The following is a 17532-nucleotide window of genomic DNA, read 5'->3' as shown; positions in this document are numbered from 1 at the left end:
TTAATTCAGAAAAATTTATTTTAAAAACCCTCATCTAAAAAATAGTAAAGAACCATCTACTCTAAATATTTTTTGCTTGTGCTCCATTATAAATAGAGTTTTTCCCCCTTTGCAAAAAAGGGGTCGGAAGGGGCACGGAGGGGTTTTTTGTGACTCTAGGGGTTTTTCGTGTACTTTGGGACTTTTTGAGTTTTTTGCTCATTTGTAATTAAATCCACAATGTAATGTTTGCGCTTTTTCACATAGGTAGCGCTAACACGCAATTCGGTTGCAATTGATTTATATGTCCAACCATCTAGTATTCGATCATAAATAATATTAGTAGCTAAATCTGGGAAACTGTCTGTATATTTTTCTAAAATCGTAACCTTGGCTCGTAAGATCGTTAATCTTCCAAGTTGCTTTTTTTCTCTAATATCCATTTGTCTTAATTCAGCTTGGCTTTTTCCGTTAGAGCCTCTAGGCATTGCGGCATCAATACCATATTGCGCCACACCCCAATTCTCCATTGGAATCGTAAAGCCGTATAAGATTCTTTCAAGACGTGCAATTTCTTGTTTCATCATTATGTAATCTTTAATCATTTCATTTACTTTGTTGGGTGTATCTGCTAATTGCATATAAGTTGCCCTCCTATGGTATAATGCTAGTATTGTTAGCCTCATAGGAGGGCGAAGGTCATAGCATGGCAGTGCTATGGCTTTTTTATTCTGCTAACCACTGTGGTGTTGGCTGCAAGTCATTTAAGCAGCCGTAATAGATGCCGTCTAATGCATTTTTATTCTTGGCCAACTTTATATTGCATTCCTGGTGCAAATGGAATCGTATAGGTTGTTCATCTTGTTTTGCTATGATGAATACCACAGTTTCGCCTTTGTTAATTGCACCCATACAACCGTAACATTCATGCGTCTTACGAGTAGTGATAAGGCGCTTTTCCGTAATTTCTAACATTTGTTGACTCCTCTCTTTCGATATTGTGATGAATATTTACTCTTCAAATACAATATCCATTACTTTTTTTGCACCCACCTCATTTAAGTCGTAACATGCTGCATTTACTTTATTTTCATCACAGTGACTAGCTAAAAACTGATCGATAGCTTGTTTAAAATTTTCGTCATCTGTTCGGATCACAAATGTGTTGCCTAGTTTTACCTCTTGCATCTATTTGCTCCCTTCCCTTTGGTATTGCACTTAGTTAAAATAAAGTCTGTTGCCTACATCCATGTTCTGCAACAACAGGGTTAATATAAAGCGTTTCTATCCGTGATGCGCCACCCTCTGCCTTTGCTTGTCTATGCTCCTTATGCCAATCTTTGAGCAAGGTACTATAAAGCTCATTTTCATAGCCCGATAAAATAACTGGACCGGGATGACTATTTAAAACTGTAAGTAATTCCTCGTGTTGCTCGTTTGTCATTTCGTGTTTGTAGCTGGTTGTTGTTCGTGTTGATAAGATGTAAGGCGGATCAGCATAGATTAAAACGTTCTGCCTCGAGTAACGTTGGATTAATTCGACTGCAGGCTGGTTTTCAATTTGTACACCGACTAACCTTTCGGCGACGACAGCGATTTTTTCCGGAAACCTAAGCCATTCTTTGCCTGGTAATGGGCCATTCATTTCAATCATTGAGCGCCATCCTGTACGGTGGCTTGTTTTCCCTCCGCGACCTTGCCACAAACGAACGATTAAGCGTCTAGCTCGTTCCAACTCGTTATCCGCTACTAAATAGCTGTTGTAATATTCTTGGCGACTATGTGGTGTAAATTTAATTTGATGGGCCAATTCGTCTGGCCGCTCTCGAATAACCTGGAATAGATTAACAATTTCCCCATCTAAGTCATTGACAGTCTCCAGCTGGCTACGTTTTTTAGAAAAAAGCACGGCTCCGGATCCAAAGAAAGGCTCTAAATATGTTTCGTGGTCCGGGAAGTGGCTGATAATCCAATCTGCTAAGGACCATTTGCTGCCTGGATAATGTAAAATGCGCGGTATGCTACTCATGGTACAAGCGCCTCCTCATTCCACTCCCATAGACTAAGTTGCCCTTTTGCTGGCACTGGCTTAGGTAAAGGTTTTACACTATCAAGTTCCCATTGCTGAACAACATTGACATATAAAACGACACCATTCTTGATAGTTTCAAATTCCTCAATTAGCTCGCCTACGATTTCATTTTTAGTATCTTTTGCAAGCAAGAATTTAAGCAAAGCCTCTGATTTCGAAATTTCGTTAGGCTCACCTTCCAGTAGAACACTTTCTAAAGAATCTCCTGCGACAGCCTCATAATAGATTTCAAACGCTTGGTCTTTATGACTTTTTGCGCTAGTTTTTATTTCGCTTGCTTCTCGGTGTGTTGCCACCAAGCCATAATATTCATGCTTATTGAATTCGAAATATCTCACTGGACACCCAGCTTCAATGTAATCTTTATTAAAAACGAATTTTGGCGGTATGAAATTAACGTCTTTTATCTTCATTTTTCATATCTCCTTTTTTAAAATTGACATTGTGCTTATCTATTTTGTAATTTTTTTATCTAAAAAATATGAAATCCATATCCCTGCCGCAAAGCCTATTAAAATTAACTCCATCCTCTACCCTCCAAATTAGCATTGTGTGTATTAAACCCCAACCGCATATCGACTAGATCGAGCGCACAACTCTGGTAAATTTGCACGAACTAGAGCTTCAGGTAAATCTGGCGGAACGCTATTGCCTACCCGTTTGACTTGTTCTGCTTTAGGAATTTTTTGACCATTAGCATATTTATCTATTAAATAATTTGCAGGAAAACCTTGAGCTGCATAAAGTTCATGAGGCTGTAACATACGCATACCAATATCAACAATTTGATTTTGATAGGGTTTGCCATGCACTGTAATAAGCCCAAATCGATCTTTTGTTGTTATCGTGTGTAAAGGTTCATCTACTTGTTGACCAATGTCTGACCCGTAATATTTGGTTAAAAAAGCATTAACTAATCCGAACCTATTGGCAGTAGGAATTGTAGCAATTGGCTCCTGTAATGTTTGACCTCTTACTCCATTTTTAGTTGTTTCTGTATAATAAGTTGTTAGAAAAGGTGTTATTAATGCATGATGTCCACCTGTAGTTATTGTCTTAAGTGGATCACTCAGTTTACTACCTGGGTGCCCTGATGTATTCACTAGGAATGTAGGAGCGACAAGTAAATGCTCTGCCTTTGTCGTAATCGTTGTAAGTGGCATATTAAGTGGATATTGTAATCTATCTCCCCCAAATCCTGTTTGACCAATACGAACGATAAATGGTGATGGATTATTTACGACAAAGCGTTCTATTCCCCTTGCAATTCTCCTCATAGTATTTTCAGCAAGTGGCTTTTTTCTATCAAATATGGATGGTGTACCAATGGACCAATCAATTATTTCACCTGCTGTGCGCCATGGTTTTAATTTCCCATTTTTCACTTCCTCACTGTTGGGGTCTCCATGAGTGGGGTTTGGCCACACAATAGGTCGCCCATCCGAACGTGCAATCATAAAGAAGCGTTTGCGTGTTGTTGGTGCTCCATAGTCACAAGCTCTAAGATCTTTAAATTCTACATTGTAACCTAGTACCTCTAACGCTTTTATAAAACTATTAAATGTTACACCTATTTGCCATTTAATAGGATTACCATTTTCATCTATCGGTCCCCATGTCTTAAATTCTTCTACGTTTTCTAACATTATTACACGTGGTTTTACAGTGATAGCCCATTTAACAGCTACCCATGCTAACCCACGTATATTTTTGTCTACTGGCTTGCCACCTTTAGCTTTACTAAAATGTTTGCAATCTGGGCTAAACCAAGCAAGCCCAACTTTACGCCCTCGAACGGCTTCTTTTGGATCAACATCCCATACAGATTCGCAAAAATGTTCCGTGTCTGGATGATTTAACTTGTGCATAGCGATGGCTGCTGGATCGTGGTTGATGGCTATGTCTACACTCATACCTGTGGCCATTTCTATTCCTGTACTGGCTCCGCCTCCGCCAGCAAAGTTGTCAACTATGATTTCCCTAAATAAATCTAGCTGCTTCAATTTCACATTCTCCTTCCTGCACATTTTGGTTCTTGTACTTAAAACAAACTAAGCTGCTCATATTTTGGTTGTTTGGCGGCCACGTTTACCTTGACCGCTTCTGGTACAGTTCTTGCCCCAACCTCAAACACGGTAGCCTTGTCTGCTTCTGATTCTTTAATCGGGATCACACGCTCAAAGCAATCCGTACGTCTATACGCGCCAATCGGTGGCCCATCTGAACGGTGCTTATAATACACACTGTAGTAGCCGTCTGTCCTTGGCTCTGTAATGATGTACTCCTCTCCCACTTGGTAAAAATGTGAGGGTGGATTTATTACGCGAGCTAAATATTTATTAGGTGCTTGCGCTGGTGTATCAATAGCAACCTCTACTAGCTCAAAGCGGCTTTTTTGATATATGCCAAATTTTGAGCCAATTCTAGGGAAGCGACTAGCACAGTATGCTAGGCCGCCATGCGGAAATAGGTAGTACACCTCGCCTTTTTTTAGATTAGAAGAAGGCCCTGGATCAACACATCTCCCTAGTAACATCTTCATCTCCTCCATTTATGGTATCCCGTAGTATGTCAAAGATAGTGAGCTGATTCTTTAAAAACTCCTGTTCAAGATCATCTAAATGTCGTTGCCAGCAAGTAGGTCCATATTGCCGTATGATAGATTCGCCGCTTTTTAATGGTCTGTTGCATCGTTTACAATGACTCATGATTATTCCTCGGTTCTAACTCTTGGAGTAATAATTCATCCAATGACTCTTGAATGAGTGTTGCAGTTAAATCTACCGACCTTAATATACTTTTTGTTTTAGCCTTATTTAAGATAATCTCAACGTCTGAGAACGTTCGGCCAATTAAGTGTGGTAGTATTTCACAGATAAGAAAATGATCGGCTAGATTTTTGCCCAAATAGAAAAACATTTCGTCCTCATTAGGCAGCTCGTAATCCATACGATTATGAAAACGGCGCCACACAGCAGGATCTATATCACTATCAAGATTAGTAGCAGCCAGTAAAACTACCTCATCGCTTAGAGCATCTAAGTTTTGTAATAATGAGTTTACGACTCGTTTCATTTCATTTTCTGGACTGTCACCTTGTAGCCTTTTGCGGTTAGTAGCAATCGCATCAAATTCATCCAAAAATAGTACGCAAGGTTGTTCATTGGCCAGATCAAAAATCTTCCTCAAATTGCCCGCTGTGCCTCCAAGGTGACTATCAATTAATGTATCTAATCGCACTAGCATAAGTGGTAAATTTAATAGACTTGCCATATAGTGAGCACTAATTGTTTTGCCTGTACCTGGTGGACCAAATAAGAGTGTTTTGTTAGGAAGCGGGATTTCTGCTTCCCAAAAAACTTCTTTTTTTCTCATAACACTGATAAGTTCAGCGATAGTTGTTTTATTTTTGGACGTTGGTACAAAGTCCCTGGCTTTAACAGCCGCTTCACTTGGGTAAAAAAACTCACACCCAAGACGCTGCGCCTTTTCCCCCAAAGGGTTATTACTCCTCTTACCTCTTAATTTCTCTATTTGTACTCGTATCTTATTTGCTCGCTCCTGCAACCCTTTTTTCTCATACTTTTCAGCAATTTTTTCAGCTTCGTAAGCTATGCTAATTTGGTCACCAGTATAAGCCGTTTTTAATATTCTTAGCAGTTCGTAAAAAAACTTCGGTTCTGTTGTAGCCATAGCCCTTTCCCCTTTCTAAAATGACGGTTATCTCTCGTTATTTTCATACTTGCTACAAGCTCGCCAATTCACTCGTTGATCTGTAGCTGCACCGTTTGTATTTTGTCGTAAACCACATTTGTAATAGGTTCTGGCATATTGCCTAGCGAATAGATGTTTACAATGCTTACAGCGCTTGTCTTCTGGACCATAACCGTATGTATTCACCATAGGGTTATGGTCTAGTTTGCTCTCATCAATCGGGATGCCTAAATCTAACTCTATTTGATTCATAGATTCACCTTCTCTTTTTTTAGAACGGAAGATCCTCATCCATCACTTCTATTGGTGCTTTGCTATTTGCAAATGGGTCCTCATCCACTCGTGTATAGCTTGGCTGGTTCATAGGCGGCTGATTTTGCTGATAAGCATTGTTACCGTATGCCCCTTGACTTGGCATAGTGCTGCCAAATTGTTGCTGTGGCTGTCCGCCATTAGCAGTACCAGCTCGTACATGGTTGTCTAAATACCGTAGCTGCTGCATGGCGTAGTGTGGACATTGGCTGTCGCTTAGCCGCTTGTGGACATCTTGTAAGACCGGTAGCGGGAACTGATACTCGCTAATCAGTTGATTGATATACTTGGCTACTTCCTCATGTGTCATGAGTTTCACCTGTCAAATCCGTCAATGCTTGACGTGCAATCTCTCCACTATTGCGGTTCATATTTGCTTGCATCTGCATAAAATTCAAGTGCTGCATAATACATAACAGATGTGTTGAAATAGAACTCTTTTAATTTCTTGATTTCACCTAGCTCTTTACGTAATTTTGATATAAACAACGCATGTTCAGCTAACACATCTAAATCATTAAGGTAGTCTGACATTAACTGATTCTGTTGTTCACGCAGACGCTCATTTTCCTTCTGTAAACGCTCAATTTTTTGTTCTTGATTATCTTTCATTTCAGACTGTGTCACCGTTCGTACCAATGCTTGATCGGTACCGTTAGTAAAAGTCCCTTTAGCTTGTGCAACCTTGGTAAAATGTTCACGTATTTTCATGTGCTCCTCATGTCTGTTCATCACACTACCCCTTCCCTAACATTTCTAAGATTTTTTGACGTTCTGCTTCAAAATCTATGGTTGACGTTGATTCAGGTACATCATCAGGAACGGTGTCATGGCGATTTTTAAACCATTCAGGTACAGGTGCTGTTTGCTGTTTTGGTGGATAATATCTTGACGACTGATTACGTTGCTGTTTAGCTTGGATTTGTTGATTTTTCCACTGTAGGTCAGCTGCTTCAACCGCTTCCAACGTTAAGAGTTTCTTGTTAAACCAATCTTTTAAGATGGTTTCCACATAACCCCAGTTTGTTTTTCCGTTCAGTACGGCTTTTTCCATCGCATGGATAACTAAAGGCTCTGACAGGTCATTTATCCATTGATCCATTTTGTAAATGATTAAAGAGCCTAGCGCTCCAAAATGATTTTGCTCGTAGAACGTAAATGCATTTTGTGCTGGAGGAGCGGTTTGCTTTTCTGTTGCTGCGTAAACAGGTGGCTCCTTATCATCAGCAGTATTATTAATTAATCTTTCAGTACTTAGTAAATCAGTACTTGGTATATTAGTATTTAGTAGTCCTTGATTTTCCACGAATGGTTTTTCCACTCGTGGATTTTCCATGGATGGTTTTTCGGGGTATGGTTCTACCATAGGCTGATTTTCCATGGATGGTTTTTCAGGTAATGGCTGTTCTGCCTGTTGTTCTTGCTCTCCCTCATCCTCAGCTTGTGGTACTTCGTATACCACCGTCACCCACTCAAACTTCCCCTCTTTACNTGCACCGTTTGTATTTTGTCGTAAACCACATTTGTAATAGGTTCTGGCATATTGCCTAGCGAATAGATGTTTACAATGCTTACAGCGCTTGTCTTCTGGACCATAACCGTATGTATTCACCATAGGGTTATGGTCTAGTTTGCTCTCATCAATCGGGATGCCTAAATCTAACTCTATTTGATTCATAGATTCACCTTCTCTTTTTTTAGAACGGAAGATCCTCATCCATCACTTCTATTGGTGCTTTGCTATTTGCAAATGGGTCCTCATCCACTCGTGTATAGCTTGGCTGGTTCATAGGCGGCTGATTTTGCTGATAAGCATTGTTACCGTATGCCCCTTGACTTGGCATAGTGCTGCCAAATTGTTGCTGTGGCTGTCCGCCATTAGCAGTACCAGCTCGTACATGGTTGTCTAAATACCGTAGCTGCTGCATGGCGTAGTGTGGACATTGGCTGTCGCTTAGCCGCTTGTGGACATCTTGTAAGACCGGTAGCGGGAACTGATACTCGCTAATCAGTTGATTGATATACTTGGCTACTTCCTCATGTGTCATGAGTTTCACCTGTCAAATCCGTCAATGCTTGACGTGCAATCTCTCCACTATTGCGGTTCATATTTGCTTGCATCTGCATAAAATTCAAGTGCTGCATAATACATAACAGATGTGTTGAAATAGAACTCTTTTAATTTCTTGATTTCACCTAGCTCTTTACGTAATTTTGATATAAACAACGCATGTTCAGCTAACACATCTAAATCATTAAGGTAGTCTGACATTAACTGATTCTGTTGTTCACGCAGACGCTCATTTTCCTTCTGTAAACGCTCAATTTTTTGTTCTTGATTATCTTTCATTTCAGACTGTGTCACCGTTCGTACCAATGCTTGATCGGTACCGTTAGTAAAAGTCCCTTTAGCTTGTGCAACCTTGGTAAAATGTTCACGTATTTTCATGTGCTCCTCATGTCTGTTCATCACACTACCCCTTCCCTAACATTTCTAAGATTTTTTGACGTTCTGCTTCAAAATCTATGGTTGACGTTGATTCAGGTACATCATCAGGAACGGTGTCATGGCGATTTTTAAACCATTCAGGTACAGGTGCTGTTTGCTGTTTTGGTGGATAATATCTTGACGACTGATTACGTTGCTGTTTAGCTTGGATTTGTTGATTTTTCCACTGTAGGTCAGCTGCTTCAACCGCTTCCAACGTTAAGAGTTTCTTGTTAAACCAATCTTTTAAGATGGTTTCCACATAACCCCAGTTTGTTTTTCCGTTCAGTACGGCTTTTTCCATCGCATGGATAACTAAAGGCTCTGACAGGTCATTTATCCATTGATCCATTTTGTAAATGATTAAAGAGCCTAGCGCTCCAAAATGATTTTGCTCGTAGAACGTAAATGCATTTTGTGCTGGAGGAGCGGTTTGCTTTTCTGTTGCTGCGTAAACAGGTGGCTCCTTATCATCAGCAGTATTATTAATTAATCTTTCAGTACTTAGTAAATCAGTACTTGGTATATTAGTATTTAGTAGTCCTTGATTTTCCACGAATGGTTTTTCCACTCGTGGATTTTCCATGGATGGTTTTTCGGGGTATGGTTCTACCATAGGCTGATTTTCCATGGATGGTTTTTCAGGTAATGGCTGTTCTGCCTGTTGTTCTTGCTCTCCCTCATCCTCAGCTTGTGGTACTTCGTATACCACCGTCACCCACTCAAACTTCCCCTCTTTACCACGACGTCTTTCTTTTTTGACATAGCCGTATTTCTTTAGTTCTTTCAAGCCTGTATCAAAGGATGAATCACCATCTGTTGCCCATTGCACAAGTTCACTATTATGAAATGTCCAATCATCAGGTTTAGAGAGCATAAAGACATGGATGGCTTTTGCTTTCCAGCTCAGATTTTTATCATAAAGGGATGTATTGTTAATAATTGTATAATCTTTATTTTTGACTACTCTTACGATGTTTTTATTCTCCATCCGTTGATCCTCCTATAGAAATTTATCGAGCCGTTCACAGATGGCGAAGCTACCTTCTATTCTGATGATTTTATAGCCTTGGTAGCTCTGCCATAGGTAGCGGCGCACTAGGCGATACAGCTCTGTTTCATCGCCTGCCGCTTGGTCAAAAATCCACTGTGGCAACAATACTCTGCTTGGCACGTAGCTCATTGTGCTACCTGCATTTTGAGCGCACGTAAGTAATCAATTAGCAGCTTTGCTTCCTTTGACGTTAATAAATCTGAAATTTTATCCGGAATACTACATTTTTGCATTGCGCCGTTATAAACTGTGTTGGGATCTGAACCATAAACTGTTGCTATTTCGCTTAGCAATTGCGCCATTTCGTTAAATTGCTCTTGCGTCCTTAGCCCTGGTTGGCTAGACTGCCCCTGTTGAGCTTGCTGTTGCATTTGTTGGTTGTTCCCTTGCGGCGGATAACCTTGATTTTGCGAACGACCGCTCGTGTTACGTGCATCTGGATCATCGCTATCTGTAGGCAGATTAAAAAATTTGATAATGAAATAACGCTCGCTATAGGTTAAGCCGCTTCCAAATGCCTTCGATACATCGTCTTGTGCCCCTGTGTAGTAAAAAGGAACCTCAATAATATCTTTTGGATCATCTGCATTCATCCAGACATAGGACATACTGCCATAAACGATAAAATCTAATTTATCCTTACCATACTTATCTTTGTACGGATGTTCTTTAAATTGTTGATCTAGCACCTTAGGGATCAGCAATACACCTAACTCGTTCATTGTATGCTGAATTTTGGTTAGCACCTGTGAACCTGAAACATAGCTGTAGTTGTAGCCTTTTGTATCCTTTGTAAAACCGCCAATATTCCTACGAATTTCGACTAACTTTTTAGCTAGACTCATCGGCTGTTGTTGTGAAATATTCATATGTTTGTATCCTCCCTCTTGATTTCTTGGAGCCAATGGCGTACAATATTTGTAACTTATTTGAAAAAAGATTATTTTTTAACCACTGCTGGAACAGTGGTTTTTTAATTGTGATAGGAATAAATTTCTACACCATCAACAATAATGGATGATTTACTATTAAACATTTTCCCTTTATGATTAACTGTTTTCACACCTTTTCCGAATTGCAAAAGTGTATTTTCATTGTTAATCAAAATTTCGACCTTATCTGTATGAGCTATCACGACATTCAATACATCCTTCTCAAGGTCGCATTTTTTAATAACATCTATTGCTAACTGTAATTTCTCGCAAATGGACATAATTTCACCTACTTTCTGATGGAATCCCATCAAGCAGCCTATAACTGCAAAGCAATCCGTCAAGGGGAGGAACGGAGTTGTAGACTGCTTGACGAGAGCGAGATCACACTCGCAAACGTCAAAATTGTGATATAATATATTTGTTATAGGTTATTTGCTGTTTAATCGCTCCAACGGTTAAGCAGCTTTTTTTATATACTTACAAAAGCGATTTAGTAAATTTTGTGTGTTATAAACCTTTGATATAGTGCGTTTGTTGCAATGGAAATATATACACACAAGCTTTTGTTTTAATGTCATGCGCTTCCATGCTCTAGGTTTAATTCGCACCTGTACACCTCCTATCAATTTTCGCAATCCTCACACGTACGAGGATAGCCCGATGCATTACCGTCAATCACACTACCGCATTGCTCACAAATGACGCCCTCTAGTATTAATTCCAGTGTTTCACTCATCCGATTCACCTGCCAGCGCTAAACGTGCTGTTTTCCCACCATCCTCAAGTATTCTTATTGCTATAGGTAATGTTTCGTATGAATCAGCCGCATAAAACTCAAGGGCTTTGTGTAATCGCACCACTTCACTTGTAACGATATGTTGTAACACACCATCCACACGCTCACCACGTTGGGCATAATGATTAACTGCTTCGATTGCATTCATTGTTTATCAGCCCCTCCATATATTTAATGGCGTGTTCCGCCTTTTTGATTCTCCACGTGCATTCAGCCGCCATGTGGTACATTTTTTCTTGTTCATAAAATTCGATAGCCACTAGCAAGTCCTCAATACAGGCTTTTTTTGCTGCTATATCTATTTCCAAGATTCTTTTACGGTCCATAGAATAATGCCTCCTACCAGTATTTATTGCGGTTTTTATAACGCTCAAACAGCCCAATTTTTTTGAGATAATTTACTTTAGTTCGGATAGCGTGCTCTGTTTTTCCAATTGCAAATGATATTGTCCTGGTGTGATCCGCCTCGTAAAATTTGCAAATATACTCTAAATCGGAATCAGAAAACGGCTGACCATGTGCAAAGTGGAAATCAGGATGGTACTGCATCCGATCATGTTTGTCATAGACAATTTCTATTTCTTCCACCATCTAGCTCACTCCTTAAAATTGAATTAACACCCAGATAAAAGCTGGCACAACGGAAATCAATTGGCTTGCATGTGCGATAACATCAGTCCCAAACATGATGATGGCAGCTTGCGCCTCGGCGTTTGTTATCTGCGCCCATTTTAAAAATGTTTCAAGGTCTATAATCTTACGCCCTTGCTCATACTTACTCACATGCGACTGGGTCATATTGAGTTGACAAGCCATTTCTTCTTGTGTCAGCTTGGCATCCTTCCTAAATTTCTTAAGTACCTTTGCAAAATCTAGGGACAAAGCTCTCAACGCCTTCACCCCCTCTCGAAAAGTCGAAAATGGACTATAGTCCATAATGGATTATCTATTTTTTCCAAGTTAACTTAATATAGTGATAGGAAGTGAAATATCCCAAAATTCTTGATACACACCTGCCCGTGTTTATCAAAATTCTTTAATCGCTCCAACGCACAGCCATTCGTTTTGAACAATTTCGTATATCACTTTAGCTGTCGGTTCACGCAACCACACGCGCTTACCACGAGGGACATCTTGCCTTTGATATTGCAAGATTCTAGGGTCTTGAAGAAATTTTGTTTCCAGTGCATTACCTGTAAATGTTGTAGCCTCTTCAAGGTCTTTTAGTTCCCAAAGTATTCTCGAAGAGGAAGCATCCTCTTCTAATTTTTTCATGTATGCTTCCATCACTACTTCTTTCGTAACACCACTCATTTCAAGTAAGGCTTTAGCAAATTGTTGTGGGTCAGTTAAGTTCAAAGCATTCATGCTCTCACCCCTTTCGTTTGGATTGCGTTGCCATCGCTGTGTAGGCTATTTGGATAGATAGAAACTATTAATTCTAAAATTTCTCATATGTTATAATCCACCTAGAAAGGTAGGTGATACATATGAAAAAAACTTTAAAAGATATTGAAAATGAAATCGTTGAAGAGTACACATCTAAACTTGACCTTGAAAATGTAGCTCACAAGATAGATGCTCGTGTTGCTAAGCTTGCTGCATCCATAACACGTTCATTTTTAGAAAAATATGAAGCTGAACGAAATAGTAATTAATCACAACAAAACTTGTTCTTTATCCAAAAAACCACTAATAATTTTTTTAATTTGAATTACATCGAGTTGGTAGTTCTGTTGTTGTAAAGCCTCATAAACTTTCACCATTGCTAATGTAAGTTGAGGTAAATCCGATACAGTTGCTTCATTAGCGCTACGCTCTGCCAATATCTGCAACTGTTGGCGGAGTAGTTCTTCGCTAGATTTCTGTTCCATGTTCTCACTCCTTTCTGTGGATTGCGTTGCCACCGCTGTTTTAGCTATTAGGATGGATTAAATGACGTTTTTAGCTTCATCTTCTAAGAGTTCGGTGATTGGTACACCTAGAGCCTTAGCAAATGAAGAAAGTTCATCTGTCTTGACTTTGCGTTGATTACGCTCAATTCTGCTTATGAGTGTTTGTTCAATACCAACAAGATGACCTAACTCTTCTTGTGACATTTTTTTGCCCTTTCTTAGTCGAGCAATCGTAAGTCCAATCAAGGTAACACCTCCTTGCAAATCTAATTTAGTACATATAGTTCTAAATGTCAACATTAATTATAACTATTTGTTCTTAAATTATATTTTACATGTGTTAAATCTATAAAACCGTTACTATTTAAGTACAAATTGTTCTAAAGGGTGACACTTATGAAAAAATCATTCGATGGTCAAAAACTGAAAACTTTAAGAAAATCCAAAGGCTTCACCACTCAACAAGTAGCTGATAATCTTCATGTTTCGCAATCTTATATCAGTAGATTCGAGAACAATCGAGCTGTCCCAGACGTAGATATGCTTGCGAATATCTTAGATGTACTAGGAACAAGTATTTCTGATTTTTATAGCGATACACCCGACATAGCACCTGATTTGCTTAATTGGCTCGAAGTAGGCAAAGAATTAACGCCTGTCCAACGCCAATCACTCCTAGAAGCTATCAATCAATTACGGGATGTGTAATAACATCTAATGTTGATAGTGGAAGGAGGTGATACATCTGAACATGAATCCTGTGAATTCTAGCCATCTTTGAGCAGTTGGCTACAATTCAGATACGTACACTTTACGGGTTGAATTTAAAGGCGGACGTATCTATGACTACCATTCAGTCCCATTACACCTGTACCATGGATTAATGAGCGCATCTTCTCATGGCGAGTATCTCGACTATTACATCAAAAAAGGTGGTTACAGTTACACGCAAATACGCTAATTTATCGGTATACCAATAACATCTTCCACAACCTTAACTGAATCAGAAGTAATTTCGATTCGACTATGTGGGTGGAAATTATCTTTCACAAATGCTACAAGAGGGGCAGAAATTAATTCAAGCTCGTCCATCAACTGTTTTGAATTTTTTCTGTCCTCTCCCATTGTTTTTGATTTCTGTTCCATGCTCTCACCCCTTTCTACGGATATTGATTGAGTGAAATTATATTTATAACGAAAGGACTCAAACTAAATGCAATATTTCCAAACAAATACTTCTATCGAAAAATTCGATGAAAATATACTCGCTAAATTCAAAAAACTATTTCTCGACTATAGATACCTCAAACTTTTCTATCAGATGATTGATAAAACTCGTAATCATGAAATTTGCTTATTAATTTGCGACAATTTTGAAAAAATACTAATGTCAAATAGAAGTGCATTCACCTTGAATGAATTTGAATCTATTGACAAAAAAATTATTAAATTACGCCTTCATTGTTTAGATAAAACAGACCGCTGGAACAAATACATTGAGTACTTTGAATATGTTTTTAACAATAAAAATTATTATTCTACATACTCTAACGAATCAGATGTTAGCCGTTTTGGAAAATTTTATATTCATACACGCAAATCAGAACATCATATACATTTTTTATATGAAGGTTCATATCGTTATGAAGTGATAGAAAGAAAAATTGCTAGATCTCTTAAAACAGATAAACTCGGTAATCTTCGACATCATCCCCAATCAGAACTAACTGATGAGGAGATTAACCATCGTTATAATGAAGTTTTGAAATGGTCAAAGATATTAGATTTCTAAAAACAACATTTTGTTGTGTTAGTGTTTAAAAAAATTTTTGTCGTTATAACACCAAATAATTCAGAAATTGCGTGAGCTACCTTTAATGAAGGTGTTCTCACTCCTTGTTCAATCATGCCATAATAACTCTCAGAAATAATTATGTTGTAATCATTCTTTAATTTTTCAACAACATCTTTTTGCAACCAGCCTTTATTCTTTCTAAGAGTTATTAAAACGTCTCTTCGAATAGATGTAACCAAGAAATCACCCCCCAACTTTTTGTTGTTTTAAATATACCCAACAAAAAGTTGTTTGTCAACAGCAAATCAGATTTTTAGTTGTTTTTATATATTATCACACAATATACCCAACAAATAGTTGTATAATGGTGTTACAAATATTAAAGAAGGGAGAAGTAATATGGCTACAGTTCCAGAAAGATTAAAGGAGTTGCGTAAGAAATCAAAATTAACCCAAGCAGATGTTGCAAAATATCTAAATATATCCGAAAGCGCTTATGGGTATTATGAGCAAGGACGTAATGATATTTCCATTAGCAATGTCCAGTTACTTGCTGAAAAGTATCGTGTGAGTGTTGGTTATATTTTAGGTGAAACAAATACTAAGAATGTACCTAATGAAAATAACAAAGACGAACAAGATGTTGCCAAACGCCTAGAACAATTTCGTGAAGAAATTGAGCACTCAGACGGACTTGCCTTCGATGGCGAGCCAATGAGTGAGGAAGCAAAAGAATCGCTCATTGAATCTATGGAACATATCTTTAGGCAGACACAGAGGATTAATAAGAAGTACACTCCTAATAAATATAAGGATAATGAATAATCTGTAGGGGGATTTTAATGGATATAGAGGAATTGACAGAAGGTTTAAAGACCTTCTTCCCACCATATTTAGAAGGTTATAGAACTCGTGTAAATGAACTATATATGGAAGAACATAAAAATAGTGATTCATTTTATTTCATGAATCCTGTCAAACTTTATATACTTCTGCATGAAAAAAACACTCATCTACTTTTCTCAGAAAATAATGAGGATCAAATTGTATTTATCGACTGTTCACATATTTCAAGTGAAGAATTTTCTGTATTGAAAAATGGACCAGATAAATTAAAGTACCGATTTATAAAAGAATTGTTAGATATTGATGAATACCATGTTGATATCCCTTTTTACAATTTAGGGAAATGGGCAGGTGTTGCCTTCACAAATGATAATCGTGGTACTCTAGTTGATCGTAGTAATCGCTGGGGAACACACCTTGCTGATTCACATGAAAAGGATTACCGTTTTAACAAGGCTTTTCGTTCAGCTATAATTCCTTCTACAGAATTAGAAGATATTGATACCAACGTGATTATACAAAAAGTAAATAATCCCACTTTTGAATATGAGTTTGGAGAATCTGTTAAAGCTTATAATTCAGGACTCTATTTAGCAGCAGCTTCAACTGGTGGAATTGCTTTAGAAAATATTTTGCGTTTATTAATACAGGTGAAGGCTGAGGCCAAATTACCTCAAAACACATACATCAAAGATTCATTGGCTGTATTAAGACGCGAAAATATATTGCCAAATCGACTAGCAGCTTCCGTGGATAGCTTAAAGGCGATTAGAAACTCTAATGCCCATACTAATTCAGATCCAGTAAAAAAAACAACGTTAGATCATTTATATTCGGTTATTGAGGATTTATCCTATTTGTTTTAATTGATTGGACAACAACTCAAACTGAGCGTGTAATTTTCTACTCAATGCTGAGGTATCGCCACATGGGCTTCCTTCTTCCGAATACCAAAGCGCACGTTGTAAATCTTCTGTTATGGCAATTACTTCTTCTTTACTTAAAGTAATTGTAATGAAATCTGTACCGTTAACAAGCATTGTATCCGCCTCCTGCTGATTTACTTATGGTAATAAGTATAGAACGAAATGATTAAGAAATGAAGTGATTGAATGTGGTTAAAAACATTTATTGAAAAACAAATAAAAAAGTATAATACTTCGTGCCCATTCAAACTAGCAAACTATTTAAACATCCAAGTGATTGAATATGATTTACATGAAGAAATACGAGGTTACTATAAATATGATAGACGTAATAAATACATCGTCATTAATAGTAACCTCACTGACGAGTGGAAGCGAATTGTTTGTGCCCATGAATTAGGTCATGCGCTATTGCACCCAAGATTAAATACACCATTTATGCGTAAAAATACCTTGTTTTTGATCGACAAAATTGAGCGTGAAGCAAATTTATTCGCTGCCCACCTTTTAATTCCCGATGAAAATCTATTTAATTTCTCTGAACAAACAACGATTTATGATATAGCTACCTTACACAACGTTCCCATAGAACTGGTGGAACTAAAATATAAGGGGCTATTTTAATACACATAAAAAGAACATATATTCCCTATTTGAAAGGGGTGATGCCTTACGCTGTATCCCAACACACCTGCCCGTG

The 17532-nt window shown here is 38.1% G+C and carries 36 protein-coding genes and 1 pseudogene; 7 read left to right on the top strand and 30 right to left on the bottom strand.

Going from position 1 to position 17532, the window contains the following annotated elements:
- Positions 1–155 precede the first annotated feature (155 nt).
- From ADM90_RS14225 to ADM90_RS14120, 25 genes are all read right to left on the bottom strand, one after another.
- Positions 156–584 (bottom strand): sigma-70 family RNA polymerase sigma factor, encoded by a 429-nt coding sequence (locus ADM90_RS14225; protein WP_412176991.1) that lies wholly within the window; start codon positions 582–584, stop codon positions 156–158.
- A gap of 121 nt (positions 585–705) precedes the next feature.
- On the bottom strand, positions 706–954 hold the full coding sequence (locus ADM90_RS14220) for a hypothetical protein (RefSeq protein WP_053995624.1): 249 nt from the start codon (positions 952–954) through the stop codon (positions 706–708).
- A 36-nt stretch (positions 955–990) separates the two neighbouring features.
- The gene (locus ADM90_RS24535) at positions 991–1167 is read right to left on the bottom strand and encodes a hypothetical protein (RefSeq protein ID WP_161804080.1); all 177 of its coding nucleotides are present in this window, start codon (positions 1165–1167) and stop codon (positions 991–993) included.
- A gap of 34 nt (positions 1168–1201) precedes the next feature.
- On the bottom strand, positions 1202–2008 hold the full coding sequence (locus ADM90_RS14215) for a DNA adenine methylase (RefSeq protein ID WP_053995623.1): 807 nt from the start codon (positions 2006–2008) through the stop codon (positions 1202–1204).
- Positions 2005–2484 (bottom strand): hypothetical protein, encoded by a 480-nt coding sequence (locus ADM90_RS24870; RefSeq protein WP_053995622.1) that lies wholly within the window; start codon positions 2482–2484, stop codon positions 2005–2007. The genes ADM90_RS14215 and ADM90_RS24870 overlap by 4 nt, the downstream gene beginning before the upstream one ends.
- A 144-nt stretch (positions 2485–2628) precedes the next feature.
- On the bottom strand, positions 2629–4098 hold the full coding sequence (locus ADM90_RS14205) for a DNA cytosine methyltransferase (protein WP_053995621.1): 1470 nt from the start codon (positions 4096–4098) through the stop codon (positions 2629–2631).
- Between the two features lie 14 nt (positions 4099–4112).
- Complete coding sequence (locus tag ADM90_RS14200; RefSeq protein WP_053995620.1) at positions 4113–4607, bottom strand: hypothetical protein; 495 nt, start codon at positions 4605–4607, stop codon at positions 4113–4115.
- A complete protein-coding gene (locus ADM90_RS25135) occupies positions 4585–4779 on the bottom strand; it encodes a DUF6011 domain-containing protein (RefSeq protein WP_083448565.1) in 195 nt (64 codons plus the stop codon). The genes ADM90_RS14200 and ADM90_RS25135 overlap by 23 nt, the downstream gene beginning before the upstream one ends.
- The gene (locus ADM90_RS14195; RefSeq protein WP_053995619.1) at positions 4766–5764 is read right to left on the bottom strand and encodes an AAA family ATPase; all 999 of its coding nucleotides are present in this window, start codon (positions 5762–5764) and stop codon (positions 4766–4768) included. The genes ADM90_RS25135 and ADM90_RS14195 overlap by 14 nt, the downstream gene beginning before the upstream one ends.
- 27 nt (positions 5765–5791) lie before the next feature.
- Positions 5792–6037: a hypothetical protein gene (locus ADM90_RS14190; protein ID WP_053995618.1), complete on the bottom strand. Its 246-nt coding sequence runs from the start codon at positions 6035–6037 to the stop codon at positions 5792–5794.
- 19 nt (positions 6038–6056) lie between these two features.
- On the bottom strand, positions 6057–6407 hold the full coding sequence (locus tag ADM90_RS25130) for a DUF6877 family protein (RefSeq protein ID WP_053995616.1): 351 nt from the start codon (positions 6405–6407) through the stop codon (positions 6057–6059).
- Positions 6408–6454: 47 nt separating this feature from the next.
- Positions 6455–6808 (bottom strand): hypothetical protein, encoded by a 354-nt coding sequence (locus ADM90_RS14180; protein WP_152928026.1) that lies wholly within the window; start codon positions 6806–6808, stop codon positions 6455–6457.
- Positions 6809–6833: 25 nt separating this feature from the next.
- Entirely contained in the window at positions 6834–7433 is a 600-nt protein-coding gene (locus tag ADM90_RS25560; protein WP_412176990.1) for a DnaD domain-containing protein, read from the bottom strand.
- A gap of 156 nt (positions 7434–7589) precedes the next feature.
- Positions 7590–7775: hypothetical protein (locus tag ADM90_RS25125; RefSeq protein ID WP_235473560.1), on the bottom strand; the 186-nt coding region annotated here is incomplete at its 3' end.
- Between the two features lie 19 nt (positions 7776–7794).
- A complete protein-coding gene (locus ADM90_RS25120; RefSeq protein ID WP_053995616.1) occupies positions 7795–8145 on the bottom strand; it encodes a DUF6877 family protein in 351 nt (116 codons plus the stop codon).
- A gap of 47 nt (positions 8146–8192) precedes the next feature.
- Positions 8193–8546, bottom strand: a complete 354-nt coding sequence (locus ADM90_RS14165; protein ID WP_152928026.1) for a hypothetical protein — start codon at positions 8544–8546, stop codon at positions 8193–8195.
- Positions 8547–8571: 25 nt separating this feature from the next.
- Positions 8572–9576, bottom strand: coding sequence for a DnaD domain-containing protein (locus ADM90_RS14160; protein ID WP_053995614.1), 1005 nt, complete (start codon positions 9574–9576; stop codon positions 8572–8574).
- Between the two features lie 12 nt (positions 9577–9588).
- Positions 9589–9741 (bottom strand): hypothetical protein, encoded by a 153-nt coding sequence (locus ADM90_RS14155; RefSeq protein ID WP_235473557.1) that lies wholly within the window; start codon positions 9739–9741, stop codon positions 9589–9591.
- A 23-nt stretch (positions 9742–9764) separates the two neighbouring features.
- The gene (locus ADM90_RS14150) at positions 9765–10508 is read right to left on the bottom strand and encodes an ERF family protein (protein ID WP_053995612.1); all 744 of its coding nucleotides are present in this window, start codon (positions 10506–10508) and stop codon (positions 9765–9767) included.
- Between the two features lie 104 nt (positions 10509–10612).
- Positions 10613–10852, bottom strand: coding sequence for a hypothetical protein (locus tag ADM90_RS14145; RefSeq protein WP_053995611.1), 240 nt, complete (start codon positions 10850–10852; stop codon positions 10613–10615).
- 450 nt (positions 10853–11302) lie between these two features.
- Complete coding sequence (locus ADM90_RS14140) at positions 11303–11518, bottom strand: hypothetical protein (protein WP_053995610.1); 216 nt, start codon at positions 11516–11518, stop codon at positions 11303–11305.
- Positions 11496–11696: a hypothetical protein gene (locus tag ADM90_RS14135; protein WP_053995609.1), complete on the bottom strand. Its 201-nt coding sequence runs from the start codon at positions 11694–11696 to the stop codon at positions 11496–11498. Before ADM90_RS14135 ends, ADM90_RS14140 begins: the two co-directional genes overlap by 23 nt.
- Before the next feature lie 13 nt (positions 11697–11709).
- Entirely contained in the window at positions 11710–11961 is a 252-nt protein-coding gene (locus ADM90_RS14130; protein WP_053995608.1) for a hypothetical protein, read from the bottom strand.
- A 12-nt stretch (positions 11962–11973) separates the two neighbouring features.
- On the bottom strand, positions 11974–12261 hold the full coding sequence (locus ADM90_RS14125; RefSeq protein ID WP_053995607.1) for a helix-turn-helix domain-containing protein: 288 nt from the start codon (positions 12259–12261) through the stop codon (positions 11974–11976).
- Between the two features lie 135 nt (positions 12262–12396).
- Positions 12397–12738, bottom strand: coding sequence for a hypothetical protein (locus tag ADM90_RS14120; RefSeq protein WP_053995606.1), 342 nt, complete (start codon positions 12736–12738; stop codon positions 12397–12399).
- Between the two features lie 122 nt (positions 12739–12860).
- Here ADM90_RS14120 and ADM90_RS24530 point away from each other — a divergent pair, with 122 nt between their 5' ends.
- Positions 12861–13028, top strand: a complete 168-nt coding sequence (locus ADM90_RS24530; RefSeq protein WP_161804079.1) for a hypothetical protein — start codon at positions 12861–12863, stop codon at positions 13026–13028.
- Here ADM90_RS24530 and ADM90_RS14115 read toward each other — a convergent pair whose 3' ends face one another.
- Entirely contained in the window at positions 13029–13244 is a 216-nt protein-coding gene (locus ADM90_RS14115; RefSeq protein ID WP_053995605.1) for a hypothetical protein, read from the bottom strand. It lies immediately after the preceding gene.
- 57 nt (positions 13245–13301) lie between these two features.
- A complete protein-coding gene (locus tag ADM90_RS14110) occupies positions 13302–13511 on the bottom strand; it encodes a helix-turn-helix domain-containing protein (protein WP_053995604.1) in 210 nt (69 codons plus the stop codon).
- A gap of 150 nt (positions 13512–13661) precedes the next feature.
- Between ADM90_RS14110 and ADM90_RS14105 the strand changes: the two genes are divergently transcribed.
- Both ADM90_RS14105 and ADM90_RS25115 read left to right on the top strand, forming a co-directional pair.
- On the top strand, positions 13662–13973 hold the full coding sequence (locus ADM90_RS14105; RefSeq protein WP_053995603.1) for a helix-turn-helix domain-containing protein: 312 nt from the start codon (positions 13662–13664) through the stop codon (positions 13971–13973).
- 85 nt (positions 13974–14058) lie between these two features.
- A pseudogene (locus ADM90_RS25115) lies at positions 14059–14226 on the top strand (KTSC domain-containing protein); the annotation flags it as partial.
- Here the strand turns inward: ADM90_RS25115 and ADM90_RS14100 are convergent.
- The gene (locus tag ADM90_RS14100) at positions 14223–14411 is read right to left on the bottom strand and encodes a hypothetical protein (protein ID WP_053995602.1); all 189 of its coding nucleotides are present in this window, start codon (positions 14409–14411) and stop codon (positions 14223–14225) included. The pseudogene ADM90_RS25115 and the gene ADM90_RS14100 sit on opposite strands and share 4 nt — an antisense overlap.
- Positions 14412–14478: 67 nt before the next feature.
- Between ADM90_RS14100 and ADM90_RS14095 the strand changes: the two genes are divergently transcribed.
- Complete coding sequence (locus tag ADM90_RS14095) at positions 14479–15057, top strand: hypothetical protein (RefSeq protein WP_053995601.1); 579 nt, start codon at positions 14479–14481, stop codon at positions 15055–15057.
- On the opposite strand, the gene ADM90_RS14090 is transcribed toward ADM90_RS14095, so the two are convergent.
- The gene (locus tag ADM90_RS14090) at positions 15054–15299 is read right to left on the bottom strand and encodes a helix-turn-helix transcriptional regulator (RefSeq protein ID WP_053995600.1); all 246 of its coding nucleotides are present in this window, start codon (positions 15297–15299) and stop codon (positions 15054–15056) included. The genes ADM90_RS14095 and ADM90_RS14090 overlap by 4 nt on opposite strands.
- A gap of 160 nt (positions 15300–15459) precedes the next feature.
- Between ADM90_RS14090 and ADM90_RS14085 the strand changes: the two genes are divergently transcribed.
- Entirely contained in the window at positions 15460–15885 is a 426-nt protein-coding gene (locus ADM90_RS14085; protein WP_053995599.1) for a helix-turn-helix domain-containing protein, read from the top strand.
- 17 nt (positions 15886–15902) lie between these two features.
- Complete coding sequence (locus ADM90_RS14080) at positions 15903–16772, top strand: hypothetical protein (protein WP_053995598.1); 870 nt, start codon at positions 15903–15905, stop codon at positions 16770–16772.
- Here the strand turns inward: ADM90_RS14080 and ADM90_RS14075 are convergent.
- On the bottom strand, positions 16755–16946 hold the full coding sequence (locus ADM90_RS14075) for a hypothetical protein (protein ID WP_053995597.1): 192 nt from the start codon (positions 16944–16946) through the stop codon (positions 16755–16757). The genes ADM90_RS14080 and ADM90_RS14075 overlap by 18 nt on opposite strands.
- Before the next feature lie 72 nt (positions 16947–17018).
- Here ADM90_RS14075 and ADM90_RS14070 point away from each other — a divergent pair, with 72 nt between their 5' ends.
- Complete coding sequence (locus ADM90_RS14070; RefSeq protein ID WP_053995596.1) at positions 17019–17456, top strand: ImmA/IrrE family metallo-endopeptidase; 438 nt, start codon at positions 17019–17021, stop codon at positions 17454–17456.
- Positions 17457–17532: the final 76 nt, after the last annotated feature.

The organism is Lysinibacillus macroides, assembly GCF_001281525.1.
Taxonomy (GTDB): Bacteria; Bacillota; Bacilli; order Bacillales_A; family Planococcaceae; genus Lysinibacillus; species Lysinibacillus macroides.
The sequence above is the reverse complement of the archived record's forward strand: the minus strand, read 5'-3'. Positions and strand labels throughout refer to the sequence as shown.

Bases quoted from the DNA above. Each gene is read 5' to 3' on its own strand.
- ADM90_RS14150 (WP_053995612.1), bottom strand. From the start codon at position 10,508: ATGAATATTTCACAACAACAGCCGATGAGTCTAGCTAAAAAGTTAGTC.
- ADM90_RS14095 (WP_053995601.1), top strand. From the start codon at position 14,479: ATGCAATATTTCCAAACAAATACTTCTATCGAAAAATTCGATGAAAAT.
- ADM90_RS14140 (WP_053995610.1), bottom strand. From the start codon at position 11,518: ATGAATGCAATCGAAGCAGTTAATCATTATGCCCAACGTGGTGAGCGT.
- ADM90_RS24870 (WP_053995622.1), bottom strand. From the start codon at position 2,484: ATGAAGATAAAAGACGTTAATTTCATACCGCCAAAATTCGTTTTTAAT.
- ADM90_RS14190 (WP_053995618.1), bottom strand. From the start codon at position 6,037: ATGAATCAAATAGAGTTAGATTTAGGCATCCCGATTGATGAGAGCAAA.
- ADM90_RS14085 (WP_053995599.1), top strand. From the start codon at position 15,460: ATGGCTACAGTTCCAGAAAGATTAAAGGAGTTGCGTAAGAAATCAAAA.
- ADM90_RS14080 (WP_053995598.1), top strand. From the start codon at position 15,903: ATGGATATAGAGGAATTGACAGAAGGTTTAAAGACCTTCTTCCCACCA.
- ADM90_RS14225 (WP_412176991.1), bottom strand. From the start codon at position 584: ATGATTAAAGATTACATAATGATGAAACAAGAAATTGCACGTCTTGAA.
- ADM90_RS25130 (WP_053995616.1), bottom strand. From the start codon at position 6,407: ATGACACATGAGGAAGTAGCCAAGTATATCAATCAACTGATTAGCGAG.
- ADM90_RS14205 (WP_053995621.1), bottom strand. From the start codon at position 4,098: ATGTGCAGGAAGGAGAATGTGAAATTGAAGCAGCTAGATTTATTTAGG.
- ADM90_RS14195 (WP_053995619.1), bottom strand. From the start codon at position 5,764: ATGGCTACAACAGAACCGAAGTTTTTTTACGAACTGCTAAGAATATTA.
- ADM90_RS24535 (WP_161804080.1), bottom strand. From the start codon at position 1,167: ATGCAAGAGGTAAAACTAGGCAACACATTTGTGATCCGAACAGATGAC.
- ADM90_RS25560 (WP_412176990.1), bottom strand. From the start codon at position 7,433: ATGGAAAATCCACGAGTGGAAAAACCATTCGTGGAAAATCAAGGACTA.
- ADM90_RS14165 (WP_152928026.1), bottom strand. From the start codon at position 8,546: ATGAAAATACGTGAACATTTTACCAAGGTTGCACAAGCTAAAGGGACT.
- ADM90_RS25120 (WP_053995616.1), bottom strand. From the start codon at position 8,145: ATGACACATGAGGAAGTAGCCAAGTATATCAATCAACTGATTAGCGAG.
- ADM90_RS14180 (WP_152928026.1), bottom strand. From the start codon at position 6,808: ATGAAAATACGTGAACATTTTACCAAGGTTGCACAAGCTAAAGGGACT.
- ADM90_RS14100 (WP_053995602.1), bottom strand. From the start codon at position 14,411: ATGGAACAGAAATCAAAAACAATGGGAGAGGACAGAAAAAATTCAAAA.
- ADM90_RS25135 (WP_083448565.1), bottom strand. From the start codon at position 4,779: ATGAGTCATTGTAAACGATGCAACAGACCATTAAAAAGCGGCGAATCT.
- ADM90_RS14115 (WP_053995605.1), bottom strand. From the start codon at position 13,244: ATGGAACAGAAATCTAGCGAAGAACTACTCCGCCAACAGTTGCAGATA.
- ADM90_RS14145 (WP_053995611.1), bottom strand. From the start codon at position 10,852: ATGTCCATTTGCGAGAAATTACAGTTAGCAATAGATGTTATTAAAAAA.
- ADM90_RS14070 (WP_053995596.1), top strand. From the start codon at position 17,019: ATGTGGTTAAAAACATTTATTGAAAAACAAATAAAAAAGTATAATACT.
- ADM90_RS14130 (WP_053995608.1), bottom strand. From the start codon at position 11,961: ATGGTGGAAGAAATAGAAATTGTCTATGACAAACATGATCGGATGCAG.
- ADM90_RS24530 (WP_161804079.1), top strand. From the start codon at position 12,861: ATGAAAAAAACTTTAAAAGATATTGAAAATGAAATCGTTGAAGAGTAC.
- ADM90_RS14105 (WP_053995603.1), top strand. From the start codon at position 13,662: ATGAAAAAATCATTCGATGGTCAAAAACTGAAAACTTTAAGAAAATCC.
- ADM90_RS14135 (WP_053995609.1), bottom strand. From the start codon at position 11,696: ATGGACCGTAAAAGAATCTTGGAAATAGATATAGCAGCAAAAAAAGCC.
- ADM90_RS14200 (WP_053995620.1), bottom strand. From the start codon at position 4,607: ATGTTACTAGGGAGATGTGTTGATCCAGGGCCTTCTTCTAATCTAAAA.
- ADM90_RS14215 (WP_053995623.1), bottom strand. From the start codon at position 2,008: ATGAGTAGCATACCGCGCATTTTACATTATCCAGGCAGCAAATGGTCC.
- ADM90_RS14220 (WP_053995624.1), bottom strand. From the start codon at position 954: ATGTTAGAAATTACGGAAAAGCGCCTTATCACTACTCGTAAGACGCAT.
- ADM90_RS14075 (WP_053995597.1), bottom strand. From the start codon at position 16,946: ATGCTTGTTAACGGTACAGATTTCATTACAATTACTTTAAGTAAAGAA.
- ADM90_RS14160 (WP_053995614.1), bottom strand. From the start codon at position 9,576: ATGGAGAATAAAAACATCGTAAGAGTAGTCAAAAATAAAGATTATACA.
- ADM90_RS14120 (WP_053995606.1), bottom strand. From the start codon at position 12,738: ATGAATGCTTTGAACTTAACTGACCCACAACAATTTGCTAAAGCCTTA.